Origin of the sequence: Cupriavidus lacunae (genome assembly GCF_003353055.1) — a bacterium.
Taxonomy (GTDB): Bacteria; Pseudomonadota; Gammaproteobacteria; order Burkholderiales; family Burkholderiaceae; genus Cupriavidus; species Cupriavidus lacunae.
In genome coordinates this window covers 18,667-42,587 of sequence record NZ_QKWJ01000005.1, presented here as the reverse complement: position 1 = coordinate 42,587, position 23,921 = coordinate 18,667, and the positions used below count along the sequence as shown (strand labels likewise).

Sequence of the window (23,921 nt, the reverse complement as noted above, 5' to 3'; positions counted from 1 at the left end):
GCGGCGCTGGGACAGGCTGATGGTGGTCTGCTTCTTGCTGAACGGGTGCCTTCTTCCTTTCCTTCACCGACAGCAACCAGATATGGACCAGCTACACCTTCCCCGCATCAATGGCGCCCGCCTGTGGCAATCGCTGATGGACCTCGCCGCGATCGGCGCCACGCCCAGGGGCGGCGTGTGCCGCATCGCGCTGACCGAGGCCGACCGCCAGGGCCGCGACCTGGTGGTGCAGTGGTGCCGCGAGGCGGGCCTCGACGTGCGTGTCGACGAGATCGGCAACGTCTTCGCGCGCCGCGCCGGCAGCGACCCCCACGCACGCGCCGTGGCCACCGGCAGCCATATCGACACCCAGCCTTCGGGCGGCAAGTTCGACGGCAACTTCGGCGTGCTGGCGGGGCTGGAGGTCATGCGCACGCTCGACGACCTGGGCATCGTCACGCGCGCGCCGCTGGAGGTTGCGTTCTGGACCAACGAGGAGGGCACGCGCTTTACGCCGGTGATGATGGGCTCGGGCGTGTTCGCGGGCGAGTTCGACGCGGCCTTTGCGCGCGCGCAGGCCGATGTGGATGGCGTCAGTGTGGGCGACGCGCTGGCGGCCATCGGCTACCGCGGCGCGCAGCCGGCGGGCGAGGTGCCGGGCGGCATGTTCGGGGCCTACTTCGAGGCGCACATCGAGCAGGGGCCGGTGCTCGAGGCGGCCGGGCTGCCGATCGGCGTGGTCTCGGGCGCGCTGGGGCAGCAGTGGTACGACGTGACCGTGACCGGCATGGATGCGCACGCGGGCCCGACGCCGCTGGCGCTGCGCCACGACGCCATGCTGGCGGCCGCGCGCATGGTCGACGCGGTCAACCAGATCGCACATGACGAGGCACCGCACGGGCGCGGCACGGTCGGCTACCTGCAAGTCACGCCGAACTCGCGCAACGTGATTCCGGGCCGGGTCGATTTCTCGGTCGATTTCCGCAACCTGTCGCAGGATGGCCTGGACCGCATGCATGCGGCCATGCACGCGGGGTTCGAAGGCATTGCCGTGGCCGCCGGCGTTGAGGTCGACATCCGCCAGGTGGTGAAGTTCGAGCCGTGCGTGTTCGCGCCCGAGTGCGTGGACAGCGTGCGGCGCGCGGCGTCAGCGCTGGGCCTGCCGCATATGGACGTGGTCAGCGGCGCCGGCCACGATGCGGTCTACGTCGCGCGGCGCGCGCCCACCGGCATGATCTTCGTGCCGTGCAAGGACGGCATCAGCCACAACGAACTGGAAGACGCGCTGCCCGAGCATGTCGAGGCAGGCGCCAACGTGCTGCTGCAGGCCATGCTGGCGCACGCGCGCTAGGCGCGCGCGCCAGATCCGATGCTGGTTATCGGGGCTAGTTGCAGATCGTGCCGGGAACCGGCTTGCCGGAGGCGGTCAGCCCCTGGCACGCATCGCCGTTGCCCAGGTTGGTGTCCGACGCCGAGGACGGCGACAGCTTCAGCTTGCCTGCCACGGTGCAGCACCCGCGGGCTGGCGGCGGCGCAGGCGTGCGCCTGGTCGCCGGCAGCGGCGCCGGCCCGCCGGCTTCCGCGGTTTCTTCCGCGTCAGGAAAGACGCACTGCCCTTGCTGGCAGATCCGCTCTCCTTTGCACTGCATGTCGTACTGGCATCCGGCAGCCTGGGCGAGCGATGACCAGCCAGCGGCCATCGACGCTGCCAACAGCAAGGCAGGGAATTTCATATGCCCTCCGATCAGGGCTGAGGTGTAGATGCCGGAGACAGCCTGCGCAGCGCGCAACGCCGCCCCGACACCTTCAGAATAGATCGCGGCAAGGGCCGGCGAAAGGCGCTGCCACTCAGGTGTTCTACCACCCCTGCGGTAGCCCTCAATGGGCAATGGAGCGCGAGATCGCCCACGCGCATTCCATCACCAGCGGCGCCAGCTTCTTCTGCGCCTCGGCCATGCTCCAGCGGCTGGCCGGCGGCGACACGTGCACCGCGCCGACCGCCACGCCCTGGCTGTTGACGACGGGCGCGGCCAGTCCCATGTCGCCGATGAACAGCTCCTCTTCGTTGCAGGCGTAGCCCAGCCGGCGGCACGCCGCCACGCGCTCGAAGATGGCGTCGGGATCGGTCAGCGTGGCCGGCGTGCGCGCCTCGCGCGTTGACTGCGCCAGCATCGCCATGACCTGTTCATCGGGCAGCCTGCTGAGGTAAGCCCGGCCGGAACTGGTGCAGTACATCGGGATGCGCATGCCGACCGGCGTCAGCACCGGCATGTGTTTGGCGGTCATCAGCTGCGCCACGTAGACCATGTCCAGCCCGACCGGCTCGGTCAGGTTGGCGGTCTCGCCGCTGGCGGCGGCCAACTGCGACAGGTAGGGGCTGGCCACCGGGATCAGCGCATCGGCCGCCAGGTAGTTGTAGCCGATCTCCATCACCCGCGGCGTCAGCCGGAAGCGGCGCGTCTGCGGATGCTTGTCGACGTAACCCAGTGCCTCCAGCGTATGGATGGTGCGCTGCGCCGAGCTCTTGTTCATGCCGGTCAGCGCGGCCAGTTCAGACAGCGTCAGCGTGCGGTGGACGCCGTTGAAGGCGCGCAGGACTTCGAGGCCTTTTTCGAGCGACTGGTTGAACAGCGGGTTGTCGCGGTCGGGGGTGGGCGCCGGTGGCGGGGCGGGTTTTGACGGCATGGTTACGTCGGAAGCGAGAGGCCGGGCGGCACCATCGGCGGGATGGCTGCACCACGATGAGTGAATATTGCACCAATATACGAATGTATCGATTATCGATACGATGACCAAATCATAGCGTCGATGGCGGAAGCTGGAAAGAGCCGGCGTGGGGGTGCCTGCCGAGAGAGGCGGGGCGAAGGGGCTAAGGGGGAAGGGCTAAAGGGGAGGGGAGGTTGTCAGCCCGCCACTTGGAAGGCGGGTGGTGCGAGGGAGGGGACTCGAACCCCTACACCATTGCTGGCGTCAGGACCTAAACCTGGTGCGTCTACCAATTTCGCCACCCTCGCGGTCCTTGCGGCGCTGCCCGGGCGGGCGGCCGCGATGCTCGTTGGCAGGGGCAGGACAGGAAAGCAAAAAAGGCGGCTGGAACTGCCCGCCTTTGCGCTGTCCGCTGCTGGCTGCACCGGCTGCCGAAACGTGGTGTCGGCATGGCTTGCGCCTGCACTGCAACAAGGCTGCGGATTGTAGCGCAAGGCGCGGGGGGAATCCAGCCCTACCCGGCACGCCGGTGGCGGCGGCAAGCGGCAGGGATATATTGTCGGCTTTTCCCGATTCCACACGCATGCCGATGATTTCCCTCCCGACGCTGACTCCGCTGCGCTGGCGCCTGCTTTTCTGGGGCTGCGCGGCCGCGGTGCTGGTCCTGTCGCTGCTGCCGCCGAGCCAGCCCCTGCCGACCACCGGCTGGGACAAGGCCAACCATATGCTGGCATTCGCGGTACTGGGCGTGCTGGGGCGGCGCGCCTATGCCGGGCGTGGCTGGGCCGTATTGCTGGGGCTGGTGGCGTACGGCGGCCTGATCGAGTTGCTGCAGGGGCAGACCGGCTACCGCGAGGCGGACTGGCTCGACCTGCTGGCCGACTGCATCGGCCTGGCCGCGGGCATGGCGCTGGACTGGCTGGTGCGCCGCCTCAGTGCTCCTCGGCTTCGAGCGTGAACGTTGCGCCGTCGTCCTGGCCGAGCAGGTCGGTCAGCACCGGCATGGCCTGCTGCAGCGATTCCTTCAGCCGCCACGGCGGGTTGATGATGAACATGCCGCTGCCGTGCAGGCCCAGGCCGCCCTCGACCGGATGCTTCACGGTCAGGGTGACGTGCAGCCAGCTCTTGAGCGGCAGGCCCTTGAGCTGCACCGGCAACTGCACCGATTCGCGCCGCTGCACCTGCGGGTACCAGACCGCGTAGACGCCGGTGGCAAAGCGCTCCAGCCCGTCGCGCACGGTCTGCACGGTGCGGGCGTAGTCCTGCTTGTCCTCGTAGGACGGATCGACCAGCACCAGTGCGCGGCGCGGCGCCGGGGGCAGGATGGCCTTGATGCCGCCGAAGCCGTCGCCGTCGTACAGCATCACGCGGCGCCCGGCACCGCGGAAGTTGTCGCGCAGCACCTGGATCTCGGTGCTGTGCAGTTCGAACAGCCGCAGCCGGTCATGCTCGCGCAGCATCTGCCAGGCCAGCCAGGGCGAGCCGGGGTAGTGGCGCAGGTTGCCGTCCGGGTTGAGCGCGCGCACCTGGTCCAGGTACTCGTCCAGCATCTCCGGCAGCTGGGTGCCGCCGGCGGCGGCGCGCCACAGCGGCGCGATGCCGGTTTCGAACTCGGCCTTCTTCTGCGCGTAGGCGTGGTCCAGCGCATAGAGGCCGGCGCCGGCATGGGTGTCGATGTACCAGAACGCCTTGTCCTTCTGCGTCAGGTGCTCGAGCAGTTGCACCACGACGGCGTGTTTGAGGACATCGGCATGGTTGCCGGCGTGGAAGGCGTGACGGTAGCTGAGCATGGCGGAGCGGGGCGCTTCAGGGGCGCAAATCAGGGTGCAGGACGAGGCCGTCTGCGGGAAGGCCGCTATGCTACCATCCGGCGCGGATTGCCAACCCCGGCCCCTCCCACGCCCCGGCGAATCCGCCCGGGCATTTTGCTTCCGTCGAGTTTCCTGTCCCATGCCGCGCGCACTTGAGCCCGCCGAGCCCATCCTGTCTGCCGAAGGCACCCCGTATTCGCCCCGCTACGACGATGTCTACCACAGCACCGAAGGCGGCCTGGCCCAGGCCGCCCACGTCTTCCTGGGCGGCAATGGCCTGCCGCAGGCGTGGGCCGGCCAGGGCCAGTTCGTCATTGCCGAGACCGGCTTCGGCCTGGGGCTGAATTTCCTGGCGACCTGGCAGGCGTGGCGCAACGATCCGCAGCGCTGCGGCACGCTGCATTTCGTCTCGATCGAAAAACACCCGTTCACCCGCGAAGGGCTGGCGCAGCTGCATGCCGGGCTGGACGGGCTGCAGCCGCTGGCGCAGGCGCTGCAGGCGCAATGGCCGCTGGCGCTGCCGGGGCTGCACCGTCTGGCCTTCGACGACGGACGCGTGGTGCTGACGCTGGCGCTGGGCGATGTCGGGCAGGTGCTGCCGCGACTCGCGGCCGGCGTGGATGCCTTCTACCTGGACGGCTTCGCGCCGGCGCGCAATGCGCAGATGTGGTCGCCGCAGGTGTTCCGCGGACTGGCGCGGCTGGCCCGGCCAGGCGCCAGGCTGGCCACATATGCGGCCGCGGGCTTTGTGCGGCGCGGGCTCAAGGACGTCGGTTTCGAAGTCCGCAAGATGCCCGGCTTTGGCGGCAAGTGGCACATGACGGTCGCGCGCTTCCGCCCGCAATGGAAAGCGCGCCGCCACGCGCCGCCACTGCCGGCGCAATGGGCCGAGCGCCATGCCATCGTGATTGGCGCCGGCCTGGCCGGCTGCGCCGTGACCGAGCGCCTGGCCGCGCGCGGCTGGCGCGTGACGCTGTTCGATGGGCATGACGGGCCGGCGCGGCAGACCTCGGCGCATCGCGCGGCGGCCATGCATGCGCACGTGTCCGCCGACGACAGCCTGCTGTCGCGGCTGTCGCGCGCCGGCAACCTGTACGCGCTGCGCGCCTGGACGGCGCTGGCCGAGGCCGGCCACCCGGTCGGCTGGCACGGCTGCGGCGTGCTGCAGATCGGCGAGGACGAGGCCGAGGGCGAGGCTCAGCGCGCCGCGCTGGCGGCGATGGGCTTGCCGGAAGGGTTCGTGCGCTGGATGCGCGCTGACGAGGCCGCGTCGGCCCACCACGCCGGTGTGCCGCGTGGCGGCCTGTGGTTCCCGGGCGGCGGCTGGGCGGCGCCCCCGGACATTTGTGCGGCGCAGCTGGCGCGTGCCGGCGCTGCGGTGACTGCGCGGTTTGGCTGCCGGGTCGCCTCCATCGCGCGCGTTGGCGATCAATGGCAGGCAATGGGGCAGGACGGTGACGTGCTGGCGTCGGCGCCGGTACTGGTACTGGCCAACGCACACGAGGCGCAGCAACTGCTGCCGCAGCAGCACTGGACCATGCGGCGCGTGCGCGGGCAGCTGACCACGCTGGCGTCCGCGCAGGTCGATGCGCTCGGCGGCTGGCCGGATTGCGTGGTGACCGGTGCGGGCTACCTGCTGCCGCGTGCCGCCGACGGCACCGGCCGGGTCGGCTCCAGCTACGACGCCGACGAGGGCCCGCTGGTGGCGCAGCCCGCGGTCCACGCGGCCAACCTGGTGCGCCTGTCCGGGTTGTTGTCGCGGCAGGCCGATGCCGTGGCCGCCATCGATCCGGCGGGCCTGTCGGGCTATGTCGGCGTGCGCACGGTTACGCACAACCGGCTGCCGCTGATCGGGCAGGTGCCCGATGAGGCCGCCGCGCTGGCGCAGGTCGCATCGCTGCGCGGCGCGCACTTGCGTGACCTGCCGCGCATGCCCGGGCTCTACGCCGCTCTTGCATATGGGTCGCGCGGCCTCACATGGGCTGCGCTGGCCGCCGAACTGCTGGCCAGCCAGATCGAGGGCGAGCCGCTGCCGCTGGAGTCGGACCTGGCCGATGCGGTGGATCCGGCACGCCTGCTGCTGCGTGCGCTGCGCCACGGGCAGGCCGGATAGCGGCGTACGGTGCGGCAGGGCGGTTCCGGGTGCGTTCCGGGCAAAAACTGCCGGAAGCGAATCAAAACCGTGCGATAATCCCCGTTTTCCGTTTGCGCGGAGCGTTCCGTTCGCCGGTGCGCCGCCCCGGCCGTCCTGTGGTGACGGCGCCGTGGCGGTAAAGCGGGCGGTACATGCGCAAGCGGTAGCACCTACGAACACAACTACATTTCTGGATTGGATCTACGACCATGTCGAACGTGATTGAGAACCTCGGCAAGCTGGACCGCAAGGTGACCCTGGCCATCCCCAAGGCCGAAGTGGAAAAGGAAAAGCAGGAGCGCCTGGTTCGCCTGTCGAAGACCGTGAAGATGTCGGGCTTCCGTCCGGGCAAGGTGCCGATGAAGATGGTCGAGAAGCAGTACGGCCAGCAAGTCGAGTTCGAAGTGCGCTTCGACAAGGCCGCACGCAAGTTCTTCGACATCACCAAGGAACAGGACGTCAAGGTTGCCGGCCAGCCCAAGTTCGAAGTCAAGAACGAAGGCGTGGGCGATGACGAAGTGGCCTTCGACGCCACCTTCGAGGTGTACCCGGAAGTGACCATCGGCGACCTGTCGGCTGCCGAAGTCACCCGCACCGGCACTGATATCACCGACGCCGAAGTCGACAAGACCATCGACATCCTGCGCAAGCAGCGCGTGCACTACCACGCCCGCGGCGAAGCCGGCGAGCATGGCGACGGCGGTGCCGACGTTACCGCGCAGAACGGCGACCGCGTGACGCTGGACTTCGTCGGCAAGATCGACGGTGAAGAGTTCGCCGGCGGCAAGGCCGAGGATTTCCCGTTCGTGCTGGGCGAAGGCCGCATGCTGCCCGAGTTCGAGCAGGCCGCGCTGGGCCTGAAAGTTGGCGAAAGCAAGACCTTCCCGCTGGCCTTCCCGGCCGACTACCACGGCAAGGAAGTGGCCGGCAAGACCGCCGAGTTCACGGTGACCCTGAAGAAGATCGAATGGGCCCACCTGCCGGAAGTCAATGAAGCCTTCGCCAAGTCGCTGGGCATCGCCGACGGCAGCGTCGACAAGATGCGCGCCGACATCCGCGAAAACCTCGAGCGCGAAGTGAAGCGCCGCACGCACTCCATGCTGAAGGACCAGGTCATGGAAGCGCTGCTGAAGGCGAGCGAGCTGGACGTGCCCAAGGCCCTGATCGAGCAAGACCAGGAACGCCTGGTGGAAATGGCTCGCCGTGACCTGGAACAGCGTGGCATGCCCAACGCCAAGGACATGCCGATCCCGGCCGAGATGTTCGCGCAGCAGGCCGAGCGCCGCGTCAAGCTGGGCCTGATCCTGGCCGAGATCGTCAAGGCCAACGGCCTGGAAGCCAAGGCCGACCAGATCAAGGCCGAGATCGAGGACTTCGCCAAGAGCTACGAAGACCCGAAGGAAGTCATGCGCTGGTACTACGGCGACCAGCAGCGCCTGGCCGAAATGGAAGCCTACGTGCTCGAAAACAACGTGGTAAATTTCGTGTGCGACAAGGCCAAGGTCACCGACAAGAAGGTGTCCTTCGAGGAACTCACCGCCGAAGGCAACCAGCAGCAAGCCTGAGGCCGGAAGTCACCCGCAGCCCCGCGCCACGGCGTGGGGCGGGGGCAACGTCCCGAGTGACCCCGGATTGCCTTGCGATCCGACGAATCCATGGAGAACATGCATGACCCGCAATGATTTGCTGGACCGTCTCGCCACCACGCAGGCTTCGGCACTGGAAACCCAGGGCCTGGGGCTGGTGCCGATGGTCGTCGAGCAGTCCGGCCGGGGCGAGCGCGCCTATGACATCTACTCGCGCCTGCTGAAGGAGCGCGTGGTGTTCATGGTGGGCGAGGTCAACGACCAGACCGCCAACCTGGTGGTGGCCCAGCTGCTGTTCCTCGAGAGCGAGAACCCCGACAAGGACGTGTCGCTGTACATCAATTCGCCGGGCGGTTCGGTATCGGCGGGGCTGGCGATCTACGACACCATGCAGTTCATCAAGCCGGACGTGTCCACGCTGTGCATGGGTATGGCGGCAAGCATGGGTGCCTTCCTGCTGGCGGCCGGCGCCAAGGGCAAGCGTTCGGCGCTGCCCAACTCGCGCATCATGATCCACCAGCCGCTGGGCGGCGCGCGCGGCCAGGCCTCGGACATCGAGATCCAGGCGCGCGAGATCCTGTACCTGCGCGAGCGGCTCAACACCATCCTGTCGGAAGTGACGGGCCAGCCGGTCGAGAAGATTGCGCGCGACACCGATCGCGACAACTTCATGAGCGGCGACCAGGCGGTCGACTACGGTCTGATCGACAAGGTCCTGGCCCGCCGCGGCTGATGCTGCAGGCTGCCGAGGCGCGAACCGCAGCGGCGGCCAGCCAGGCTGGCACGGGTCCAAATGGCGAAGGCTACACCGGAACGAGGCCCCGTGCCTCGTTTTTCGCTTTTGCCCCACAGCCGGGGGGAACCGCCGGTGGTGCCAATTGTTTTGGCGTATGATGCGTTGAAGCGTATCGCCGAGGAGCCTTTCGCCCCGCGGTGTGCGCACTGCAAAAGTGACTGATTCCTATGGCGGACAAAAAAGGTTCATCCAGCGAAAAGCTTCTCTACTGTTCCTTCTGCGGCAAGAGCCAGCATGAGGTCAAGAAGCTGATTGCCGGCCCGTCGGTGTTCATTTGCGACGAATGCATCGACCTGTGCAATGAGATCATTCGCGACGAGGCCACGGCGTCCGAGAAAGACGCCGCCGCGGCCGCGCGCTCGGACCTCCCCACGCCCCACGAGATTCGCGAAAGCCTGGACCAGTATGTGATCGGCCAGGAACAGGCCAAGAAGATCCTGGCCGTGGCGGTCTACAACCACTACAAGCGCCTCAAGCACCTCGGCAAGAAGGACGATGTCGAGCTGTCCAAGAGCAACATCCTGCTGATCGGGCCGACCGGCTCGGGCAAGACGCTGCTCGCGCAGACGCTGGCGCGCCTGCTCAACGTGCCGTTCGTGATCGCCGACGCGACCACGCTGACTGAAGCCGGCTACGTGGGCGAGGACGTCGAGAACATCATCCAGAAGCTGCTGCAGAACTGCAACTACGAAGTCGAGAAGGCGCAGCGCGGCATCGTCTACATCGATGAGATCGACAAGATCTCGCGCAAATCGGACAACCCGTCGATCACCCGCGACGTTTCGGGCGAGGGCGTGCAGCAGGCCCTGCTCAAGCTGATCGAAGGCACCATGGCATCGGTGCCGCCGCAGGGTGGCCGCAAGCATCCGAACCAGGACTTCCTGCAGGTGGACACGACCAACATCCTGTTCATCTGCGGCGGTGCCTTCGATGGCCTGGAAAAGGTCATCATGCAGCGCTCGGACAAGACCGGCATCGGCTTTGCCGCGCAGGTCAAGAGCAAGGAAGAGCGCGACGCCAGTGAAGTCCTGCCGCAGACCGAGCCGGAAGACCTGATCAAGTTCGGCCTGATCCCCGAACTGATCGGCCGCCTGCCGGTGGTCGCGACGCTGGCCAAGCTGGACGAGGCCGCGCTGATGCAGATCCTGGTCGAGCCCAAGAATGCGCTGGTCAAGCAATACCAGAAGCTGCTGGCGATGGAAGGCGTCGAGCTGGAAATCCGCCCGGGTGCGCTGAGCGCCATCGCCCGCAAGGCGATCCGCCGCAAGACCGGTGCCCGCGGACTGCGTTCGATCCTGGAACAGTCGCTGATGGACGTCATGTACGACTTGCCCAACTACAAGGGTGTGCAAAAGGTGGTGATCGATGAAAACACGATCAACGGCGATGCACCCCCGCTGCTGATGTACGAGGAGCAGCAGCCCAAGGTGGCAGGGTCCAACTGACGCGAGGGCTGCCAGAGGTGGTAAGTGGTCGGGACCACACCGGCAGCAGGGCGGAAAGGCCGTTCGCGTAGAAGCGAGCGGCTTTTTTTGTTTATTTCTACCGACGAGAGGGAGGAAACGCGGGTATGCTGTTTCAGAGGGGCCAGCAAGTGCAGGGAGCGGCATCTGCCTGCCTTGATGAATCGATTGGCACGTATCTTGTAATCGATTCGGGCGGCCCAATTTACGCCTTAAATGACTGACTTGGGGAAAATGATGTCCGGAACACAACTCCTCCCGGCCGAGCCGATTCGCCTTCCACTGTTGCCGCTGCGCGACGTGGTGGTGTTTCCGCACATGGTGATCCCGCTGTTCGTGGGACGCCCGAAGTCCATCAAGGCGCTTGAGACTGCGATGGAGGCGGGCAAGAGCATCATGCTCGTGGCCCAGAAGACGGCGGCCAAGGACGAGCCGACCGCCGACGACCTGTATGAGGTCGGCTGCATCGCCAATATCCTGCAAATGCTGAAACTGCCCGACGGTACCGTGAAGGTGCTGGTCGAGGGTACCCAGCGCGCAAATATCCGCGAGGTGAGCGAGGACGAATCGCACTTCATGTGCGAAGCCGTGCCCGTGCCGCCCGCACCTGGCGAAAGCGCCGAGACCGAGGCCCTGCGCCGCGCGATCGTGTCGCAGTTCGACCAGTACGTGAAGCTCAACAAGAAGATCCCGCCCGAGATCCTGACCTCGCTGTCCGGGATCGACGAGGCCGGCCGCCTGGCGGACACCATCGCCGCGCACCTGCCGATCAAGCTCGAGCAGAAGCAGAAAATCCTGGAGATGGTCAATGTGACCGAGCGCCTGGAAAGCCTGCTGTCGCAGCTCGAGGGCGAGATCGACATCCTCCAGGTTGAAAAGCGCATCCGTGGCCGCGTCAAGCGCCAGATGGAGAAGAGCCAGCGCGAGTACTACCTGAACGAGCAGGTCAAGGCCATCCAGAAGGAACTGGGCGAGGGCGAAGAAGGCGCCGACCTGGAAGAACTCGACAAGCGCATCAAGGCTGCGCGCATGCCGAAGGAAGCCAAGAAAAAGGCCGACGCCGAATTCAAGAAGCTCAAGCTGATGTCGCCGATGTCGGCCGAGGCCACCGTCGTGCGCAACTACATCGACACGCTGGTGAACCTGCCGTGGCGCAAGAAGAGCAAGGTCAACAACGACCTGGCCAACGCCGAGCGCGTGCTGGATGAAGACCACTATGGCCTGGAGAAGGTCAAGGAACGCATTCTCGAGTACCTCGCGGTGCAACAGCGCGTGGACAAGGTGAAGGCGCCTATCCTGTGCCTGGTCGGGCCTCCCGGCGTGGGCAAGACCTCGCTCGGCCAGTCGGTTGCACGCGCCACGAACCGCAAGTTCGTGCGCATGGCACTGGGTGGCGTGCGTGACGAGGCCGAGATCCGCGGCCACCGCAGGACCTATATCGGCTCGATGCCGGGCAAGATCCTGCAGAGCCTGTCCAAGGTCGGCGTGCGCAATCCGCTCTTCCTGCTCGACGAGATCGACAAGATGGGCATGGATTTCCGCGGCGATCCGTCGTCGGCGCTGCTCGAGGTGCTGGACCCGGAACAGAACCACACGTTCCAGGACCACTACATCGAGGTCGACTTCGACCTGTCCGACGTGATGTTCGTGGCGACCTCGAACTCGCTGAACATCCCGCCGCCGCTGCTCGACCGCATGGAAGTGATCCGCCTGTCGGGTTACACCGAGGACGAGAAGATCAATATCGCCCAGCGCTACCTGCTGCCCAAGCAGATCAAGAACAATGGTCTGAAGGCAGGCGAGATCGAGGTTGCCGAAAGCGCGATCCGCGACATCATCCGCTACTACACGCGTGAAGCGGGTGTGCGATCGCTGGAACGCGAGGTGTCCAAGATCGCCCGCAAGGTGGTCAAGCTGCTGCTGCTGAAGAAGGAGTCGGGCACGATCAAGGTCGATTCCGAGAACCTGGACAAATTCCTGGGCGTGCGCAAGTACGACTTCGGCCTGGCCGGCAAGGAAAACCAGGTGGGCCAGGTGACCGGCCTGGCGTGGACCGAGGTGGGCGGCGACCTGCTGACCATCGAAGCCGCGATCATGCCGGGCAAGGGCAACATCACGCGCACTGGTTCGCTAGGCGATGTGATGAAGGAGTCCGTGGAAGCAGCGCGTTCGGTGGTGCGTTCGCGGGCCCGCCGTCTGGGCATTACGGATGAGATGTTCGAGAAGCGCGACATCCACATCCACGTGCCCGAAGGCGCCACGCCCAAGGACGGCCCGTCGGCAGGCGGTGCGATGACCACCGCGCTGGTGTCGGTCCTGACCGGCATCCCGGTGCGCGCGGATGTCGCCATGACCGGCGAGATCACGCTGCGCGGCGAGGTGCTGCCGATCGGCGGCCTCAAGGAGAAGCTGCTGGCGGCCCACCGGGGCGGCATCAAGCTGGTGCTAATCCCGGAGGAAAACGTCAAGGATCTGGCCGAGATCCCGGACAACGTGAAGAACGCCATCGAGATTGTGCCGGTCCGCTGGATCGACAAGGTGCTGGAACTGGCGCTCGAGCGCAAGCCCGAGCCGTTGCCGGAAGAAGACGCCAAGCCCGCCGAAGTGGCGGACAAGGCCGCGGCCAAGGTTGAGCGTCTGCACCACTGACGCGGCCTTGGCCGTCCCAAGGAAACGCCGCGGGGCAGCGATGCCCGGCGGCGTTTTTTTTTGCGTGCGCGGGTCTTGGCAAACTGAAATCACCTGTATTACACTTGCGCCCTCGCAACGCAAACCACGGCAGCTGCCGCGAGGTGTGGAGCGATCAGCAAGTTGCAGGCAGCCGGCCTGCGATGGTCGAGCGGGTGCTTAGCTCAGTTGGTAGAGCGGCGCCCTTACAAGGCGTAGGTCGGGGGTTCGAGCCCCTCAGCACCCACCACTCTCCATCGCAAGTGCAAGAGCTACGCCGGCAGCAAGCGCCGACACAGGAGTGGTAGTTCAGTCGGTTAGAATACCGGCCTGTCACGCCGGGGGTCGCGGGTTCGAGTCCCGTCCACTCCGCCAGTTTTAAGGAAACGCCCGCGTAGCGGGCGTTTTTCATTTGTGCGGAGTGGAGGAAGCCGCCTGCGCGGCTTCCGGCGGGAATCGAAGGGCTGCGCTTGCAAGCGCAGCCGCGGCCCGCGGGACGTGGGCGAGTCCCGTCCACTCGCCAGTTTTGTTGGAAACGCCCGCATTTGCGGGCGTTTTCATTTGCTCCCTCATGTTTCCCGCCCTGCACAAAGGGTGCGTGCCCAGCGGCTCCTGATAGAATCGTGGAGTTTGTCTTTCGTGCCAATCCACTACCCGAATCCGCATGCTTGATTTCGTACGCAACAACCGGCGCCTGATGCTCTTGCTGCTGCTGGTGCTTGTTTTCCCGTCGTTCGTGTTCTTCGGCGTGGAAAGCTATTCGCGCTTCATGGACAGCTCGCACGATGCCGCCAAGGTCGACGGCCGTGCCATCAGCGTGCAGGAAGTCGACAACGTCGTGCGCGACCAGAGCGAGCGCGCGCGCCAGATCCTGGGCGCCAACTATGACCCGCGCCAGTTCGAAGGCCCGGATGCACGCAAGGCCGTGCTGGACCAGCTGATCCAGCAGCGCGTGATGGCCAATGCCGTGGCCAATGAGCACCTGACGGTGTCCGACGCCAAGCTGCTCGAAGAGATCAGCAACCTGCCGGCGATCGCGCAACTGCCGCGCACCAAGGACGGCAAGATCGACGACAAGGCCTATCTGCAGCTGCTGCAGTCGCAGGGCATGACGCCCGAGCAGTTCGATGCCCGCATGCGTTTCGAGCTGGCCACGCAGCAGCTGAGCGCTTCGGTTGCCGCGACGGCGTTCATGCCCAAGTCGCTGATCGAGCACCTGCTGGCCGTGCGCGACCAGCAGCGCGATGTGCAGACGCTGCTGTTCAAGCCGGCCGGCTATGCCGCCAAGGTGCAGCCCGATGCCGCCGCGCTGAAGGCCTACTATGACGGCCACCAGCAGGCCTTCTCGGTGCCGGAGCAGGCCAAGGTGGAATACCTGGTGCTGTCGGGCGAGGCGCTGGCCGCTGCGCAGGCGGTGACGCCGGAAGAGCTGAAGTCTTACTATGAAAGCAATATCGCGCGCTTCCGCGTCGACGAGCAGCGCCGCGCCAGCCATATCCTGATCGCCGCGCCGAAGGATGCGCCGGCTGCCCAGCGCCAGGCCGCGAAGGACAAGGCCACCAAGCTGCTGGAAGACCTGCGCAAGCATCCGGATACCTTCGCCGACGTGGCGCGCAAGAACTCGCAGGACCCGGGCTCGGCGGAGAAGGGCGGCGACCTGGGCTTCATGGGCCGCGGCGCGCTGGTCAAGCCGTTCGAGGACGCCATGTACGCGCTCAAGGACGGCCAGATCAGCGACGTGGTGGAGACCGACTACGGCTACCACATCATCAAGCTGACCGGCATCAAGCCCGCGGAAGCCAAGCCGCTGGATGCCGTGCGCCCGGAACTGGAAGCCGAGCTGCGCAAGCAGTTTGCCGACAAGAAGTTTGCCGAGCAGGCCGATGCCTTCGGCAATACGGTCTATGAGCAGGCCGACAGCCTCAAGCCCGCCGCCGACAAGTTCAAGCTGGCCATCCAGACCGCTGACAACGTCACGCGCCAGCCGAACCCGGCGCTGGGCGCGCAAAGCCCGCTCAATAACGAGAAGCTGCTCAAGTCGCTGTTCAGCGACGACGCGATCAAGAACAAGCGCAATACCGAGGCCGTCCAGGTGGCCCCGAACACGCTGGTGGCTGCGCGCATCGTCGAGTACCGCCCGGCGACCGTGCGCAAGTTCGAGGAAGTCGAGGCCAGGGTGCGCGAGGGCTATATCGCCCAGCAGGCGGCCGAGCTGGCACGCAAGGACGGTGAAGCACGACTCGCCGCGCTGAAGAAGGCCGACAGCGCCGACGGCTTCGGCGCGGTGCAGACCGTGTCGCGCACCAAGGCCGAGGGCATGGCGCCGCAGGCCGTGGAAGCCGTGATGCGCGCCGATGCCGCGAAGCTGCCGGCAGTGGTGGGTGTCGACCTGGGCGCCCAGGGCTATGCGGTCTATCGCATCACCAAGGTCAGCCAGCCGCCCGAGGCCAATCCGGCCCAGCGCCAGGCCGCGGCGCAGCAGATGTCGCAACTGTCCGGCCAGACCGACCTGCAGGCCTTCTATGAGAGCCTGAAGGCCCGGTCCAAGGTCAAGATGCTGACGCCGGTGGGTGCTACGCAGGCTCAGGGCGCTGAGTAAGCGGTTTGGCTATATGGTAAGCAGAGACCCCTGCCGTATTGGGTTTTTTGTTATTGGGGGTGGGGTTGCTTGCTCGCTGGGTTGGGGATGTCGGTCGGGTTTGATGTTGTCGTAGGTTTAAGCGCCTGGTTCCGCCCTGCTGGGCGGGTCACTTTTTGTCCGAGCGACAAAAAGTAACCAAAAAACGCGTCGCCTCAGGCGGCTGGCCATCCATTCCTCGGTGTTGGTGGGTCCAGCGGCGGTGATTTCCGTTCGATGGGGTTGGTGGTTCGACCCTGCAACGCACCCTGTCCGGTGCCTTGCGTCGACGGACTATTGGACGAACTCGACTTTAGGCTATTGGCAGCCTGCTAAACACGTTATCGGTGGGACGCCTACGGCTGCGCTGCGCGCACTCAGTATCGTAGGTCGAAGGCACTGGCACGGAGTGCGTCGCTGCGCTCGCACGGGGCGGTCGGGATGCCGGGCCAAAAGCGCAAATCAGGACGTGGCCGTTGGCTCTGCCACGTTAGGGCCGGCGCGAAGCGCAGCCGAAGGCGTCCCACCGAAGCGGTTCTTAGCAGGCTGCCAACCGCCTAAAGTCGGGTTCGTCCAATAGTCCGTTGATGTGGGCACAGACAGGGTGCGTAGCAGGCCCGAACGGCCAACCACGCCAAACGGCAAGCACCACCGCCCGAACCACCAACACCGCCAAATTGGTGGCCAGCCGCCAGAGGCGACGCGTTTTTTGGTTACTTTTTGTCGCTCCGGACAAAAAGTGACCCGCCCAGCAGGGCGGAATCAGGCGGTCAAACCTACGACAACATGGAACCCGACCTACATACCCAAGCAAGCCAACGAGCAAGAAGCCCCGCCGGCTAAAGCCGGCAAAACAGCCCCCGCATGCCAAGAGCGAATTCCGACAGCACAGCGCCAAGCCCCAAAACAGCCCCCCTCACCCCCCACCGCTACGCCTGAGCATCGGCTTGAGCTGCGGCCACACCGTATCGAGCAATGCCGGCTGTGCCGCGGCGGTAGGATGGATGCGATCCGCCTGGAACCAGTCCTGCCTCGTGATCACCTGGTCGAGGAGGAAGGGCACCAGCCGCACCTTGTACTCGCCGGCCAGCTTCGGATACAGCGACACGAACTTCTCGGTGTAGTCCGGCCCGTAGTTGGGCGGGATGCGCATGCCGATCAGCAGTACGCCCGCGCCGGCCTTCTGCGCCGTGGTGACAATATTGCGCAGGTTGGCCTCGGTAGTCTGCAGCGGCAGGCCGCGCAGCGCGTCGTTGGCGCCGAGTTCGACCACCACGATGGCCGGCCGGTGGCGCGACAGCAGGTCCGGCAGCCGCGTCTTGCCGCCGATGGTGGTCTCGCCGCTGATGCTGGCATTGACGACGCTATAATCGAAGCGCTCCTGCTGCAGACGGTCCTGCAGCAGCGTGACCCAGCCCGCGCCGCGCGCGATGCCGTACTCGGCGGACAGGCTGTCGCCAAGCACCAGCAGCGCGGGTGCGGCTGCCTTGGATGTTGCAGGCGTTTGTGCTTGTACTGTGGCCGATATCGCCAGTGCCATGCCGGCTGCCAGCAACAGCCTGCGCTTTTTCCCTCGGATCCCTATATCCATGTCTTCTTCCATTCTCGCTGTCGAGTCCCTCGGAAAGACCGTTGCCGACACGACCGGTTCGCTGACGATTTTGCACGACGTGACCTTTTCCGTCACGCCGGGCGAAACGCTCGCCATCGTGGGGGCGTCCGGATCGGGCAAGTCGACGCTGCTGGGGTTGCTGGCCGGGCTGGACCTGCCCAGCACGGGCGCCGTACGGCTGCAGGGCCAGGACCTGTACGCGCTGGACGAGGACCAGCGCGCCGCGGTGCGCGGCCGCCATGTCGGCTTTGTGTTCCAGTCATTCCAGCTGGTGGCCCACCTGACCGCGCTGGAGAACGTGATGCTGCCGCTGGAGCTGCGCGGCGAAACCTCGCAGGTGCGCGAGCGCGCCGTGGACATGCTGCAACGCGTTGGCCTGGGCGCGCGCCTGGGGCACTACCCGCGCACGCTGTCCGGCGGCGAGCAGCAGCGCGTGGCGCTGGCGCGGGCGTTCGTGGCGCGCCCGGACATCCTGTTTGCCGATGAACCCACCGGCAGCCTCGATACCGCCACCGGTGAAGCGGTCATCGCGCTGATGTTCGAACTCAACCGCGATGCCGGCTCCACGCTGGTGCTGGTCACGCACGACCGCTCGGTGGCATCGCGCTGCGGCCGCATCCTGACCATCGAAGCCGGCCGCGTGGCCAGCGACGAATGGATGGGCGCCGAGGTCTAGCTGGCGGCGCCCGCCTTCAGCACCGCGCGGGCGCGGTCGATCAGCGCGGAGGTGGAGGCATCGTGCTGGCCAGTCGCATTGCCGGCCAGCTCGGCCTCGATCGGGCGGGCCAGGATCTTGCCCAGCTCCACGCCCCACTGGTCGAAGGAGTTGATCTTCCACACCACGCCCTGCACGAAGGTGCGGTGCTCATACAGCGCAATCAGCGCACCCAGCACATGCGGTGTCAGGTTCTCCATCAGCAGGGTGTTGCTGGGGCGGTTGCCTTCGAACACCATATGCGCGATGCGCACTTCATCCTTCAGTCCGGCGGCGCGCAGCTCGTCGGCGCTGCGTCCGCGCATCAGCGCCTCGGCCTGCGCGAAGCAGTTGGCCAGCAGCTTGGCGTGATGGCCCGGCAGCCGGCGCGGCGGCACCAGCGGCGCGACAAAATCCACCGGCACCACCTGCGAGCCCTGGTGGATCTGCTGGAAATAGGCGTGCTGGCCGTTGGTCCCGGCCGTGCCCCACACCACCGGCGAGGTATGCGCGCGGATGGGCTGTCCGTCCAGCTGCACTGACTTGCCGTTGCTTTCCATCTCCAGTTGCTGCAGGAAGGCGGGAAACAGCTCCAGCGAGGTGGAGTAGGGCGCCATGCAGCTGGTCGGCAGGTTCCAGAAATTGCGGTACCAGATGCCCAGCATGCCCAGGATCACCGGCATGTTGCGCTCCAGCGGCGCGGTGCGGAAGTGCTCGTCCATGGCGCGCCCGCCGGCCAGCAGGTCGGCAAAAGCATTGAAGCCCACCGCCAGCGTGATCGACAGGCCGACCGACGACCACAGCGAGAAGCGTCCGCCGATCCAGTCCCAGAACTCGAACATATTGGCCGGGTCGATGCCGAATTCGCGCACCGCGTCGGTATTGGTCGAGACCGCGACGAAATGCTTGGCGAGGTCCTGCTCGGCTACGCCGTTGGCGACAAACCAGGCGCGCGCGCTGTGCGCATTGGCCATGGTCTCCAGCGTGGTGAAGGTCTTGGAGCAGACGATCACCAGGGTCCGCTGCGGGTCCAGCCGGACCAGGGTCTCGGCCAGGTCGGTGCCGTCGACATTGGAGACGAAGTGCATGCGCGGCCCGGTATTGCCGTCGGCATCTGCCAGGTGCGACAGCGCGCGGCACACCATGCGCGGCCCCAGGTCGGAGCCGCCAATGCCGATATTGATGACATCGGTGATGCGTTCGCCGGTGGCCCCCTTCCAGGCGCCGCTGCGCACGCGCTCCGAAAAATCGCGCATGCGCACCAGCACCTTCTGGATCGCCGGCACGACCGGTTCGCCGTCGACCCTGTAGCCGGCGCCGGCGGTGGCGCGCAACGCCACATGCAGGGCCGCGCGGTCTTCGGTGGTATTGATATGCTCGCCCGCGAACATGGCGTCGCGGCGTTTGGTCACGCCGGCCTCGGCCGCCAGCTGCACCAGCAGGCGCATGGTGTCGGGCGTGATCCGGTTCTTCGAGTAGTCGAGATAGAGCCCGGCGGCTTCCAGCGAAAATTGCGCGACGCGCTGCGCGCCTTCGCGATCGAACCAGTCGCGCATCTGTGCGTCGCGAAGGGTGTCGTGGTGCCGCAAGAGGGCGTTCCAGGCGTGAAGGTCAGTGGGCATGCAGGACAACCGTTGTTGCGCGAGCCGCGTGGCGTTGCCGGCTCGCAGGACTGAGTCGCAAGTATATCGTCAGCGCTGCCGGCATCCGGCCCGGCAGCGGTGCCATATCGTTACCACTTGCAACATAGCAGCCCTGGCGCGGGCTCAGTATCGGACATTGTCTGACGGCGCGTGCCGGGCAGGCGCCGGTTACGCCGCTCTGGATCAGCGCGTCATGCGCGCGCCCCGGCCAGCAACTGGTTGAAGACGGTGCGCGCCGGCGCGTACAGCTCGCTTGCCGTGACGCCTGCGGGCCCGGTGCCCTGGGCGACCAGGACATCGGCGGCCCGGCCGTGGATCCACACGGCCGCCTGGGCCGCGGCCAGCGGCGCCATGCCTTGCGCCAGCAGCGCGCCCAGCATGCCTGCCAGCACGTCGCCGGTGCCGGCGCTGGCGAGTGCCGCATTGCCGGTCGGGTTCAGCGCGCATGGGCTGCCGTCGGGTGCGGCGATCACCGTGCCCGATCCCTTCAGCACGACCACGGCCTGCCATTGCGCAGCCAGCGCTGCGGCGGCGGCGGGGCGGTTGCGCTGTACCTCGGCAACCGGCACGCCCATCAGCCGCGCGGCTTCGAGCGGGTGCGGCGTCATCACGCAAGCCGCGCCGCTGGCGGCCAGTGCCCCGGCCAATGCCGGATCGGCGGCCAGCAGGTTCAAGGCATCGGCATCCAGCACCAGCGGCAACGGCGCGGCTTGCAGCAGCCGGGCGAACTGCTTGTGCGCGCCGGCATCCGTGCCCATGCCCGGACCGATCACCAGTGCCGACATCGAAGCGAGGGCCAGTGCATCGACGGCATGCAGCATCAGCTCCGGATGCAAGGGATCGAGCAGCGGCGCGGGCTGCGCCAGGAAGCCGATATGCACCTTGCCAGCGCCGAGGAATTGCGCGGCCCTGGCGCCGAGCAGCGGCGCGCCGGTCATGCCCAGGTTGCCGCCGATGACCGCCAGCGAGCCGTGCGTGCCCTTGTTGCTGGCGTGGCGACGGCGCGGCAGCGCGGCGCTGAACAGCGCCGGGCCGTTTGCCAGGCAATGGGGTGTTTCGTCCGGCGGATAGTCAAGGCCGATCGGTGCGATATCGACCTCGCCGGCGCAGTCGCGCCCGTCCAGCGTCAGCAGCCCGAGCTTGGCGGCGATAAAGGTCAGCGTGCGCCGGGCGCGCACGGCCGGCGCGCCCGCGCCGGTGTCGGCGAACAGGCCACTGGGGATGTCCAGTGCAAACACCGGCAGCGCGCTGCGGTTGAGTTGTCCGATCCACCACGCCATGGTGCCGTCGGCGGGGCGGTTCAGGCCGATGCCGAGCAGGCCGTCGACGATCGCGGCGGTGCCCGCGGGCCAGTCCGCGTCATGCGAGGTATCCGTGCCTGCGACCACGCTGATGGGCACCCCGGCTGCGTGCGCCTGCTGCCAGGCGGTTTCGGCATCAGCGGGCAGGCGCTGCGGGTCCGCGGCCAGCCATAGCTGCACCGCGCGGCCAGCGCTGTGCAGCAGCGTGGCGGCGACCAGCGCATCGCCGCCGTTATTGCCGGGGCCTGCCAGGAACAGCAGCGGGCCGGAGGGCGCATGGCAGGCCAGCCAGCGCGCGGCCGCGGCACCGGCGCGCGACATCAGCGTGAAGCCGGGCAGTTGCGTGTAAGCGGCGTTCTCGATGCGGCGGATGGCGGCCACGTCGTACAGCGGTACCGGCGCGGATGCGGCCGCGTCGAGGGCAAACCAGCCGTCGCCGCTTTCGGGCGAGTTGGCGGTAGAGGCAGAGGGTGTCATGTCTGGTTATCTGGCGGGCCCCAACCCGTAGCGGTCGGGCTGCTGGCCCTCCATGTCGATGTCGGGGCCGCCATGGCTGCCGGAAGCACTGGCGCTGTGTCGAACCTGAATTGCCCCGCGCGCTCAGTCGTCGCGCTGCGAGGGTTGCACGATGCCTTCCAGCGCAAGGGCCGTGCCCAGCAGGTCGGCATCGCGCATCGGGCCGTGCGACAGCATCAGCCCCACCGGCAGCTCGTCCGGCGCGTGGCAGGGCATCGAGACCGAGCAGCCGTCAAGGAAATTGAATGCCGAGGTATTGCGCAACAGCAGGGCATTGACGCGGAAGAACTGCGCGTCATCGGTGCGCAGCGGCGCAATCTCGGGCGCGACCATCGGCACGGTCGGGCAGACCACGGCGTCGAAGCGGGCCAGGCGCGCTTCCATGCGGGCGATCCAGTCCAGCCGCGCGCGGCCCAGGTCGATATAGTCGGCGGCGCTGATATTGGCGCCGCGGTCGATGCGCGAGGCCACGCGCGGGTCGTACAGGTCGCGCCGGGCGGCCAGTACGTGGCGGTGGATGGCATAGGCCTCGGCCGAGCTGAAGCCGCCCTGGGCGTTCAGGCCGGCCAGTTCGCCGAGCTCGGGCAGGTCGACGTGCTCAATCTGCACGCCGGCGGCCGACAGCCGGCCCAGGGCGCGGTCGACGGCGCGGGCCACGGTCGGGTCGAGGTCGTCCAGCAGGACCTGGCGCGGAATCGCCAGCCGCGTGGCGGCGGGGTTGGTCACGCGCGGGATCACCGCGCTGTCGGCGATCACGCTGTCCACCGCGATGCAGTCGCTGACCGTGCGCGCCATGGCGCAGGCGGTGTCCAGCGTGTACGACAGCGGAAACGCCCCGGTCAGCGGCACGCGCCGCGTGGTGGGCTTGAAGCCGGTGATGCCGCACAGCGCGGCCGGGATCCGGATCGAGCCGCCGGTGTCGCTGCCCAGCGCCGCGACCGCCAGCCCCAGTGCCACCGAGACCGCCGCGCCCGACGACGAACCGCCCGGGATGCGGGCCACGCCATCGGCGCTGGCCGGATTCACCGGCGTGCCGTAGTGGGGGTTGATGCCGACGCCCGAGAATGCGAACTCCGTCATGTTGGTGCGCCCGACCAGGGCGGCCCCGGCCGCGCGCAGCCGGGCGACGACGGTGGCGTCCGCCGCGGCCGGCGCGGCATCCTTGCGCACCAGCGAGGCGGCACGGGTCGTTTCGCCCGCCACGTCGTACAGGTCCTTGACCGAAACCGGGAGGCCGGCCAGCGGATGCAGCGCCTTGCCGGCGCGGCTGGCCGCATCGGCGGCGCGCGCGACCTGGGCGGCGGCCTCGAAGGTGCTGTGCAGGAACACGGCTTCGGCGGCCGGCGTGGCGGCCCGCGCCGCGGCCTGCCCGATGATCTGCGCGCGGCTGGTGGCGCCGTCGCGCAGGCGGGTGTTGAGGGTGTCGAGGTCGGGAAGCATGGGTGGCATGGGGTCGGCAAACGGCGTGCAAGGAGGGCGGGGCGGGCAGCGCCGTGGCGGAGCTTGCCTGCCAGCGCGAGGAAGGGCGGTGCACATGCGCCGGGCCAGTTGTGGCCGGCGTCCTCCCTCATGCTTTACCTGTATTTATTAGGTGTTCATGCTCATAATTCGCCAATAAACTGTCAAGCTAAAATTGCCGGGGCGCGCTCGGGGCTTATACCTAGCAGCGCCAGCGCCGCCCCCATCGAAAGGAGTTTCCCGCATGCCACGCAAGCCAGCCGAGAGCGAGCACATCACGGACGCCGTGGCCGATGCCCCTGCCGTTGCCAATGAGGCAAGGCCGGCCACCGCGCTGTCGCGCGCGGCCGGCGCCAATATCGTGTCGTCATCGCACCTGGTGTCGGTGCGCAGCCCCGAGTTGTCCGAGTTCGAGTTCGGGCTGAACACCGCCTATAACGCCTACAGCCGCTGGGTGGTGCGTTGCATGGGCGCGGCCGGCGTGCGCGACCTGACCTTCCTGGACGTGCTGGTGCTGCACCACGTCAACCATCGTGGCCGGCCCAAGCGGCTGGCCGATATCTGCTTCGTGCTGAACGTGGAAGACACCCACCTGGTGACCTACGCGCTGAAAAAGCTGCAGGCACTGACGCTGGTGAGCGGGGAGCGGGTTGGCAAGGAGGCGACGTATTCGACCACCGCGGCTGGCGCCGAGGCCTGTGCGCGCTACCGAGAGATCCGCGAGCAATGCCTGACCAGCAACTTCACCGAAGGCAGCGAAGAGAATGCTGAGATCGGCGAACTGGCCAGGTTGATGCGGGTACTGACCGGACTGTACGAGCAGGCCGCGCGCTCGGCGACGTCACTCTGAGCCGTTTATACGGAGAAAGTGATGCATAAGCATTATCACGAAAACCCGTCACACGGGGCCGCCGTGATGCCGCAGTGCAAAATCCGGG

Annotated in this window: 17 protein-coding genes and 3 tRNA genes; 12 read left to right on the top strand and 8 right to left on the bottom strand. The window is 67.1% G+C overall.

What is annotated here, in order from left to right; all coding sequences use genetic code 11:
- Positions 1–82: 82 nt before the first annotated feature.
- A complete protein-coding gene (locus DN412_RS06450) occupies positions 83–1,330 on the top strand; it encodes a Zn-dependent hydrolase (protein WP_115013754.1) in 1,248 nt (415 codons plus the stop codon).
- A gap of 34 nt (positions 1,331–1,364) precedes the next feature.
- Here DN412_RS06450 and DN412_RS06445 read toward each other — a convergent pair whose 3' ends face one another.
- The 3 genes from DN412_RS06445 to DN412_RS06435 all read right to left on the bottom strand — a co-directional run bounded on the left by DN412_RS06445 (position 1,365) and on the right by DN412_RS06435 (position 2,993).
- A complete protein-coding gene (locus DN412_RS06445; protein ID WP_078196065.1) occupies positions 1,365–1,712 on the bottom strand; it encodes a hypothetical protein in 348 nt (115 codons plus the stop codon).
- A gap of 145 nt (positions 1,713–1,857) precedes the next feature.
- Positions 1,858–2,664, bottom strand: a complete 807-nt coding sequence (locus DN412_RS06440; protein WP_115013753.1) for an IclR family transcriptional regulator — start codon at positions 2,662–2,664, stop codon at positions 1,858–1,860.
- Positions 2,665–2,906: 242 nt separating this feature from the next.
- Positions 2,907–2,993: transfer RNA gene (locus DN412_RS06435), tRNA-Leu, on the bottom strand.
- 275 nt (positions 2,994–3,268) lie between these two features.
- Here DN412_RS06435 and DN412_RS06430 point away from each other — a divergent pair.
- Positions 3,269–3,643 carry a VanZ family protein gene (locus DN412_RS06430; RefSeq protein WP_115013752.1) on the top strand — a complete coding sequence of 125 codons (375 nt, stop codon included), beginning with the start codon at positions 3,269–3,271 and terminating at the stop codon, positions 3,641–3,643.
- Here DN412_RS06430 and DN412_RS06425 read toward each other — a convergent pair.
- Positions 3,618–4,475, bottom strand: coding sequence for a 23S rRNA (adenine(2030)-N(6))-methyltransferase RlmJ (locus DN412_RS06425; protein WP_115013751.1), 858 nt, complete (start codon positions 4,473–4,475; stop codon positions 3,618–3,620). The two genes, DN412_RS06430 and DN412_RS06425, sit on opposite strands and share 26 nt — an antisense overlap.
- A 160-nt stretch (positions 4,476–4,635) precedes the next feature.
- Between DN412_RS06425 and mnmC the strand changes: the two genes are divergently transcribed.
- From mnmC to DN412_RS06385, 8 genes are all read left to right on the top strand, one after another.
- Positions 4,636–6,609 (top strand): bifunctional tRNA (5-methylaminomethyl-2-thiouridine)(34)-methyltransferase MnmC2/FAD-dependent 5-carboxymethylaminomethyl-2-thiouridine(34) oxidoreductase MnmC1, encoded by a 1,974-nt coding sequence (gene mnmC, locus DN412_RS06420; RefSeq protein ID WP_115013750.1) that lies wholly within the window; start codon positions 4,636–4,638, stop codon positions 6,607–6,609.
- Between the two features lie 230 nt (positions 6,610–6,839).
- Positions 6,840–8,195, top strand: coding sequence for a trigger factor (tig, locus tag DN412_RS06415; RefSeq protein WP_115013749.1), 1,356 nt, complete (start codon positions 6,840–6,842; stop codon positions 8,193–8,195).
- A 103-nt stretch (positions 8,196–8,298) separates the two neighbouring features.
- Positions 8,299–8,949, top strand: a complete 651-nt coding sequence (gene clpP, locus DN412_RS06410; protein WP_011615108.1) for an ATP-dependent Clp endopeptidase proteolytic subunit ClpP — start codon at positions 8,299–8,301, stop codon at positions 8,947–8,949.
- Positions 8,950–9,179: 230 nt separating this feature from the next.
- A complete protein-coding gene (gene clpX / locus DN412_RS06405; RefSeq protein WP_078196071.1) occupies positions 9,180–10,457 on the top strand; it encodes an ATP-dependent Clp protease ATP-binding subunit ClpX in 1,278 nt (425 codons plus the stop codon).
- Between the two features lie 255 nt (positions 10,458–10,712).
- Positions 10,713–13,124: an endopeptidase La gene (gene lon / locus DN412_RS06400; RefSeq protein WP_115013748.1), complete on the top strand. Its 2,412-nt coding sequence runs from the start codon at positions 10,713–10,715 to the stop codon at positions 13,122–13,124.
- 192 nt (positions 13,125–13,316) lie between these two features.
- Positions 13,317–13,392 (top strand) — tRNA-Val (locus tag DN412_RS06395).
- Between the two features lie 48 nt (positions 13,393–13,440).
- Positions 13,441–13,517: transfer RNA gene (locus DN412_RS06390), tRNA-Asp, on the top strand.
- A 289-nt stretch (positions 13,518–13,806) separates the two neighbouring features.
- A complete protein-coding gene (locus DN412_RS06385; RefSeq protein WP_115013747.1) occupies positions 13,807–15,741 on the top strand; it encodes a SurA N-terminal domain-containing protein in 1,935 nt (644 codons plus the stop codon).
- Positions 15,742–16,675: 934 nt separating this feature from the next.
- Here DN412_RS06385 and DN412_RS06380 read toward each other — a convergent pair.
- Positions 16,676–17,350, bottom strand: a complete 675-nt coding sequence (locus DN412_RS06380) for an arylesterase (protein ID WP_115013746.1) — start codon at positions 17,348–17,350, stop codon at positions 16,676–16,678.
- On the opposite strand from DN412_RS06380, the gene DN412_RS06375 reads away from it, so the two are divergent.
- The gene (locus tag DN412_RS06375) at positions 17,349–18,047 is read left to right on the top strand and encodes an ABC transporter ATP-binding protein (RefSeq protein ID WP_115013745.1); all 699 of its coding nucleotides are present in this window, start codon (positions 17,349–17,351) and stop codon (positions 18,045–18,047) included. The genes DN412_RS06380 and DN412_RS06375 overlap by 2 nt on opposite strands.
- Here DN412_RS06375 and pgi read toward each other — a convergent pair.
- The 3 genes from pgi to DN412_RS06360 all read right to left on the bottom strand — a co-directional run bounded on the left by pgi (position 18,044) and on the right by DN412_RS06360 (position 22,974).
- Complete coding sequence (gene pgi, locus DN412_RS06370) at positions 18,044–19,687, bottom strand: glucose-6-phosphate isomerase (protein WP_115013744.1); 1,644 nt, start codon at positions 19,685–19,687, stop codon at positions 18,044–18,046. The two genes, DN412_RS06375 and pgi, sit on opposite strands and share 4 nt — an antisense overlap.
- 212 nt (positions 19,688–19,899) lie before the next feature.
- The gene (locus DN412_RS06365) at positions 19,900–21,486 is read right to left on the bottom strand and encodes an NAD(P)H-hydrate dehydratase (protein WP_115013743.1); all 1,587 of its coding nucleotides are present in this window, start codon (positions 21,484–21,486) and stop codon (positions 19,900–19,902) included.
- Positions 21,487–21,609: 123 nt separating this feature from the next.
- Positions 21,610–22,974, bottom strand: a complete 1,365-nt coding sequence (locus DN412_RS06360) for an amidase (protein WP_115013742.1) — start codon at positions 22,972–22,974, stop codon at positions 21,610–21,612.
- A gap of 253 nt (positions 22,975–23,227) precedes the next feature.
- Between DN412_RS06360 and DN412_RS06355 the strand changes: the two genes are divergently transcribed.
- Complete coding sequence (locus tag DN412_RS06355; RefSeq protein WP_115013741.1) at positions 23,228–23,833, top strand: winged helix DNA-binding protein; 606 nt, start codon at positions 23,228–23,230, stop codon at positions 23,831–23,833.
- Positions 23,834–23,921: the final 88 nt, after the last annotated feature.

Excerpts from the sequence above, each read along its gene's own strand:
- DN412_RS06450 (WP_115013754.1), top strand. The coding sequence starts at position 83 with ATGGACCAGCTACACCTTCCCCGCATCAATGGCGCCCGCCTGTGGCAA.
- DN412_RS06445 (WP_078196065.1), bottom strand. The coding sequence starts at position 1,712 with ATGAAATTCCCTGCCTTGCTGTTGGCAGCGTCGATGGCCGCTGGCTGG.
- DN412_RS06440 (WP_115013753.1), bottom strand. The coding sequence starts at position 2,664 with ATGCCGTCAAAACCCGCCCCGCCACCGGCGCCCACCCCCGACCGCGAC.
- DN412_RS06430 (WP_115013752.1), top strand. The coding sequence starts at position 3,269 with ATGCCGATGATTTCCCTCCCGACGCTGACTCCGCTGCGCTGGCGCCTG.
- DN412_RS06425 (WP_115013751.1), bottom strand. The coding sequence starts at position 4,475 with ATGCTCAGCTACCGTCACGCCTTCCACGCCGGCAACCATGCCGATGTC.
- mnmC (WP_115013750.1), top strand. The coding sequence starts at position 4,636 with ATGCCGCGCGCACTTGAGCCCGCCGAGCCCATCCTGTCTGCCGAAGGC.
- tig (WP_115013749.1), top strand. The coding sequence starts at position 6,840 with ATGTCGAACGTGATTGAGAACCTCGGCAAGCTGGACCGCAAGGTGACC.
- clpP (WP_011615108.1), top strand. The coding sequence starts at position 8,299 with ATGACCCGCAATGATTTGCTGGACCGTCTCGCCACCACGCAGGCTTCG.
- clpX (WP_078196071.1), top strand. The coding sequence starts at position 9,180 with ATGGCGGACAAAAAAGGTTCATCCAGCGAAAAGCTTCTCTACTGTTCC.
- lon (WP_115013748.1), top strand. The coding sequence starts at position 10,713 with ATGTCCGGAACACAACTCCTCCCGGCCGAGCCGATTCGCCTTCCACTG.
- DN412_RS06385 (WP_115013747.1), top strand. The coding sequence starts at position 13,807 with ATGCTTGATTTCGTACGCAACAACCGGCGCCTGATGCTCTTGCTGCTG.
- DN412_RS06375 (WP_115013745.1), top strand. The coding sequence starts at position 17,349 with ATGTCTTCTTCCATTCTCGCTGTCGAGTCCCTCGGAAAGACCGTTGCC.
- DN412_RS06380 (WP_115013746.1), bottom strand. The coding sequence starts at position 17,350 with ATGGATATAGGGATCCGAGGGAAAAAGCGCAGGCTGTTGCTGGCAGCC.
- pgi (WP_115013744.1), bottom strand. The coding sequence starts at position 19,687 with ATGCCCACTGACCTTCACGCCTGGAACGCCCTCTTGCGGCACCACGAC.
- DN412_RS06365 (WP_115013743.1), bottom strand. The coding sequence starts at position 21,486 with ATGACACCCTCTGCCTCTACCGCCAACTCGCCCGAAAGCGGCGACGGC.
- DN412_RS06360 (WP_115013742.1), bottom strand. The coding sequence starts at position 22,974 with ATGCCACCCATGCTTCCCGACCTCGACACCCTCAACACCCGCCTGCGC.
- DN412_RS06355 (WP_115013741.1), top strand. The coding sequence starts at position 23,228 with ATGCCACGCAAGCCAGCCGAGAGCGAGCACATCACGGACGCCGTGGCC.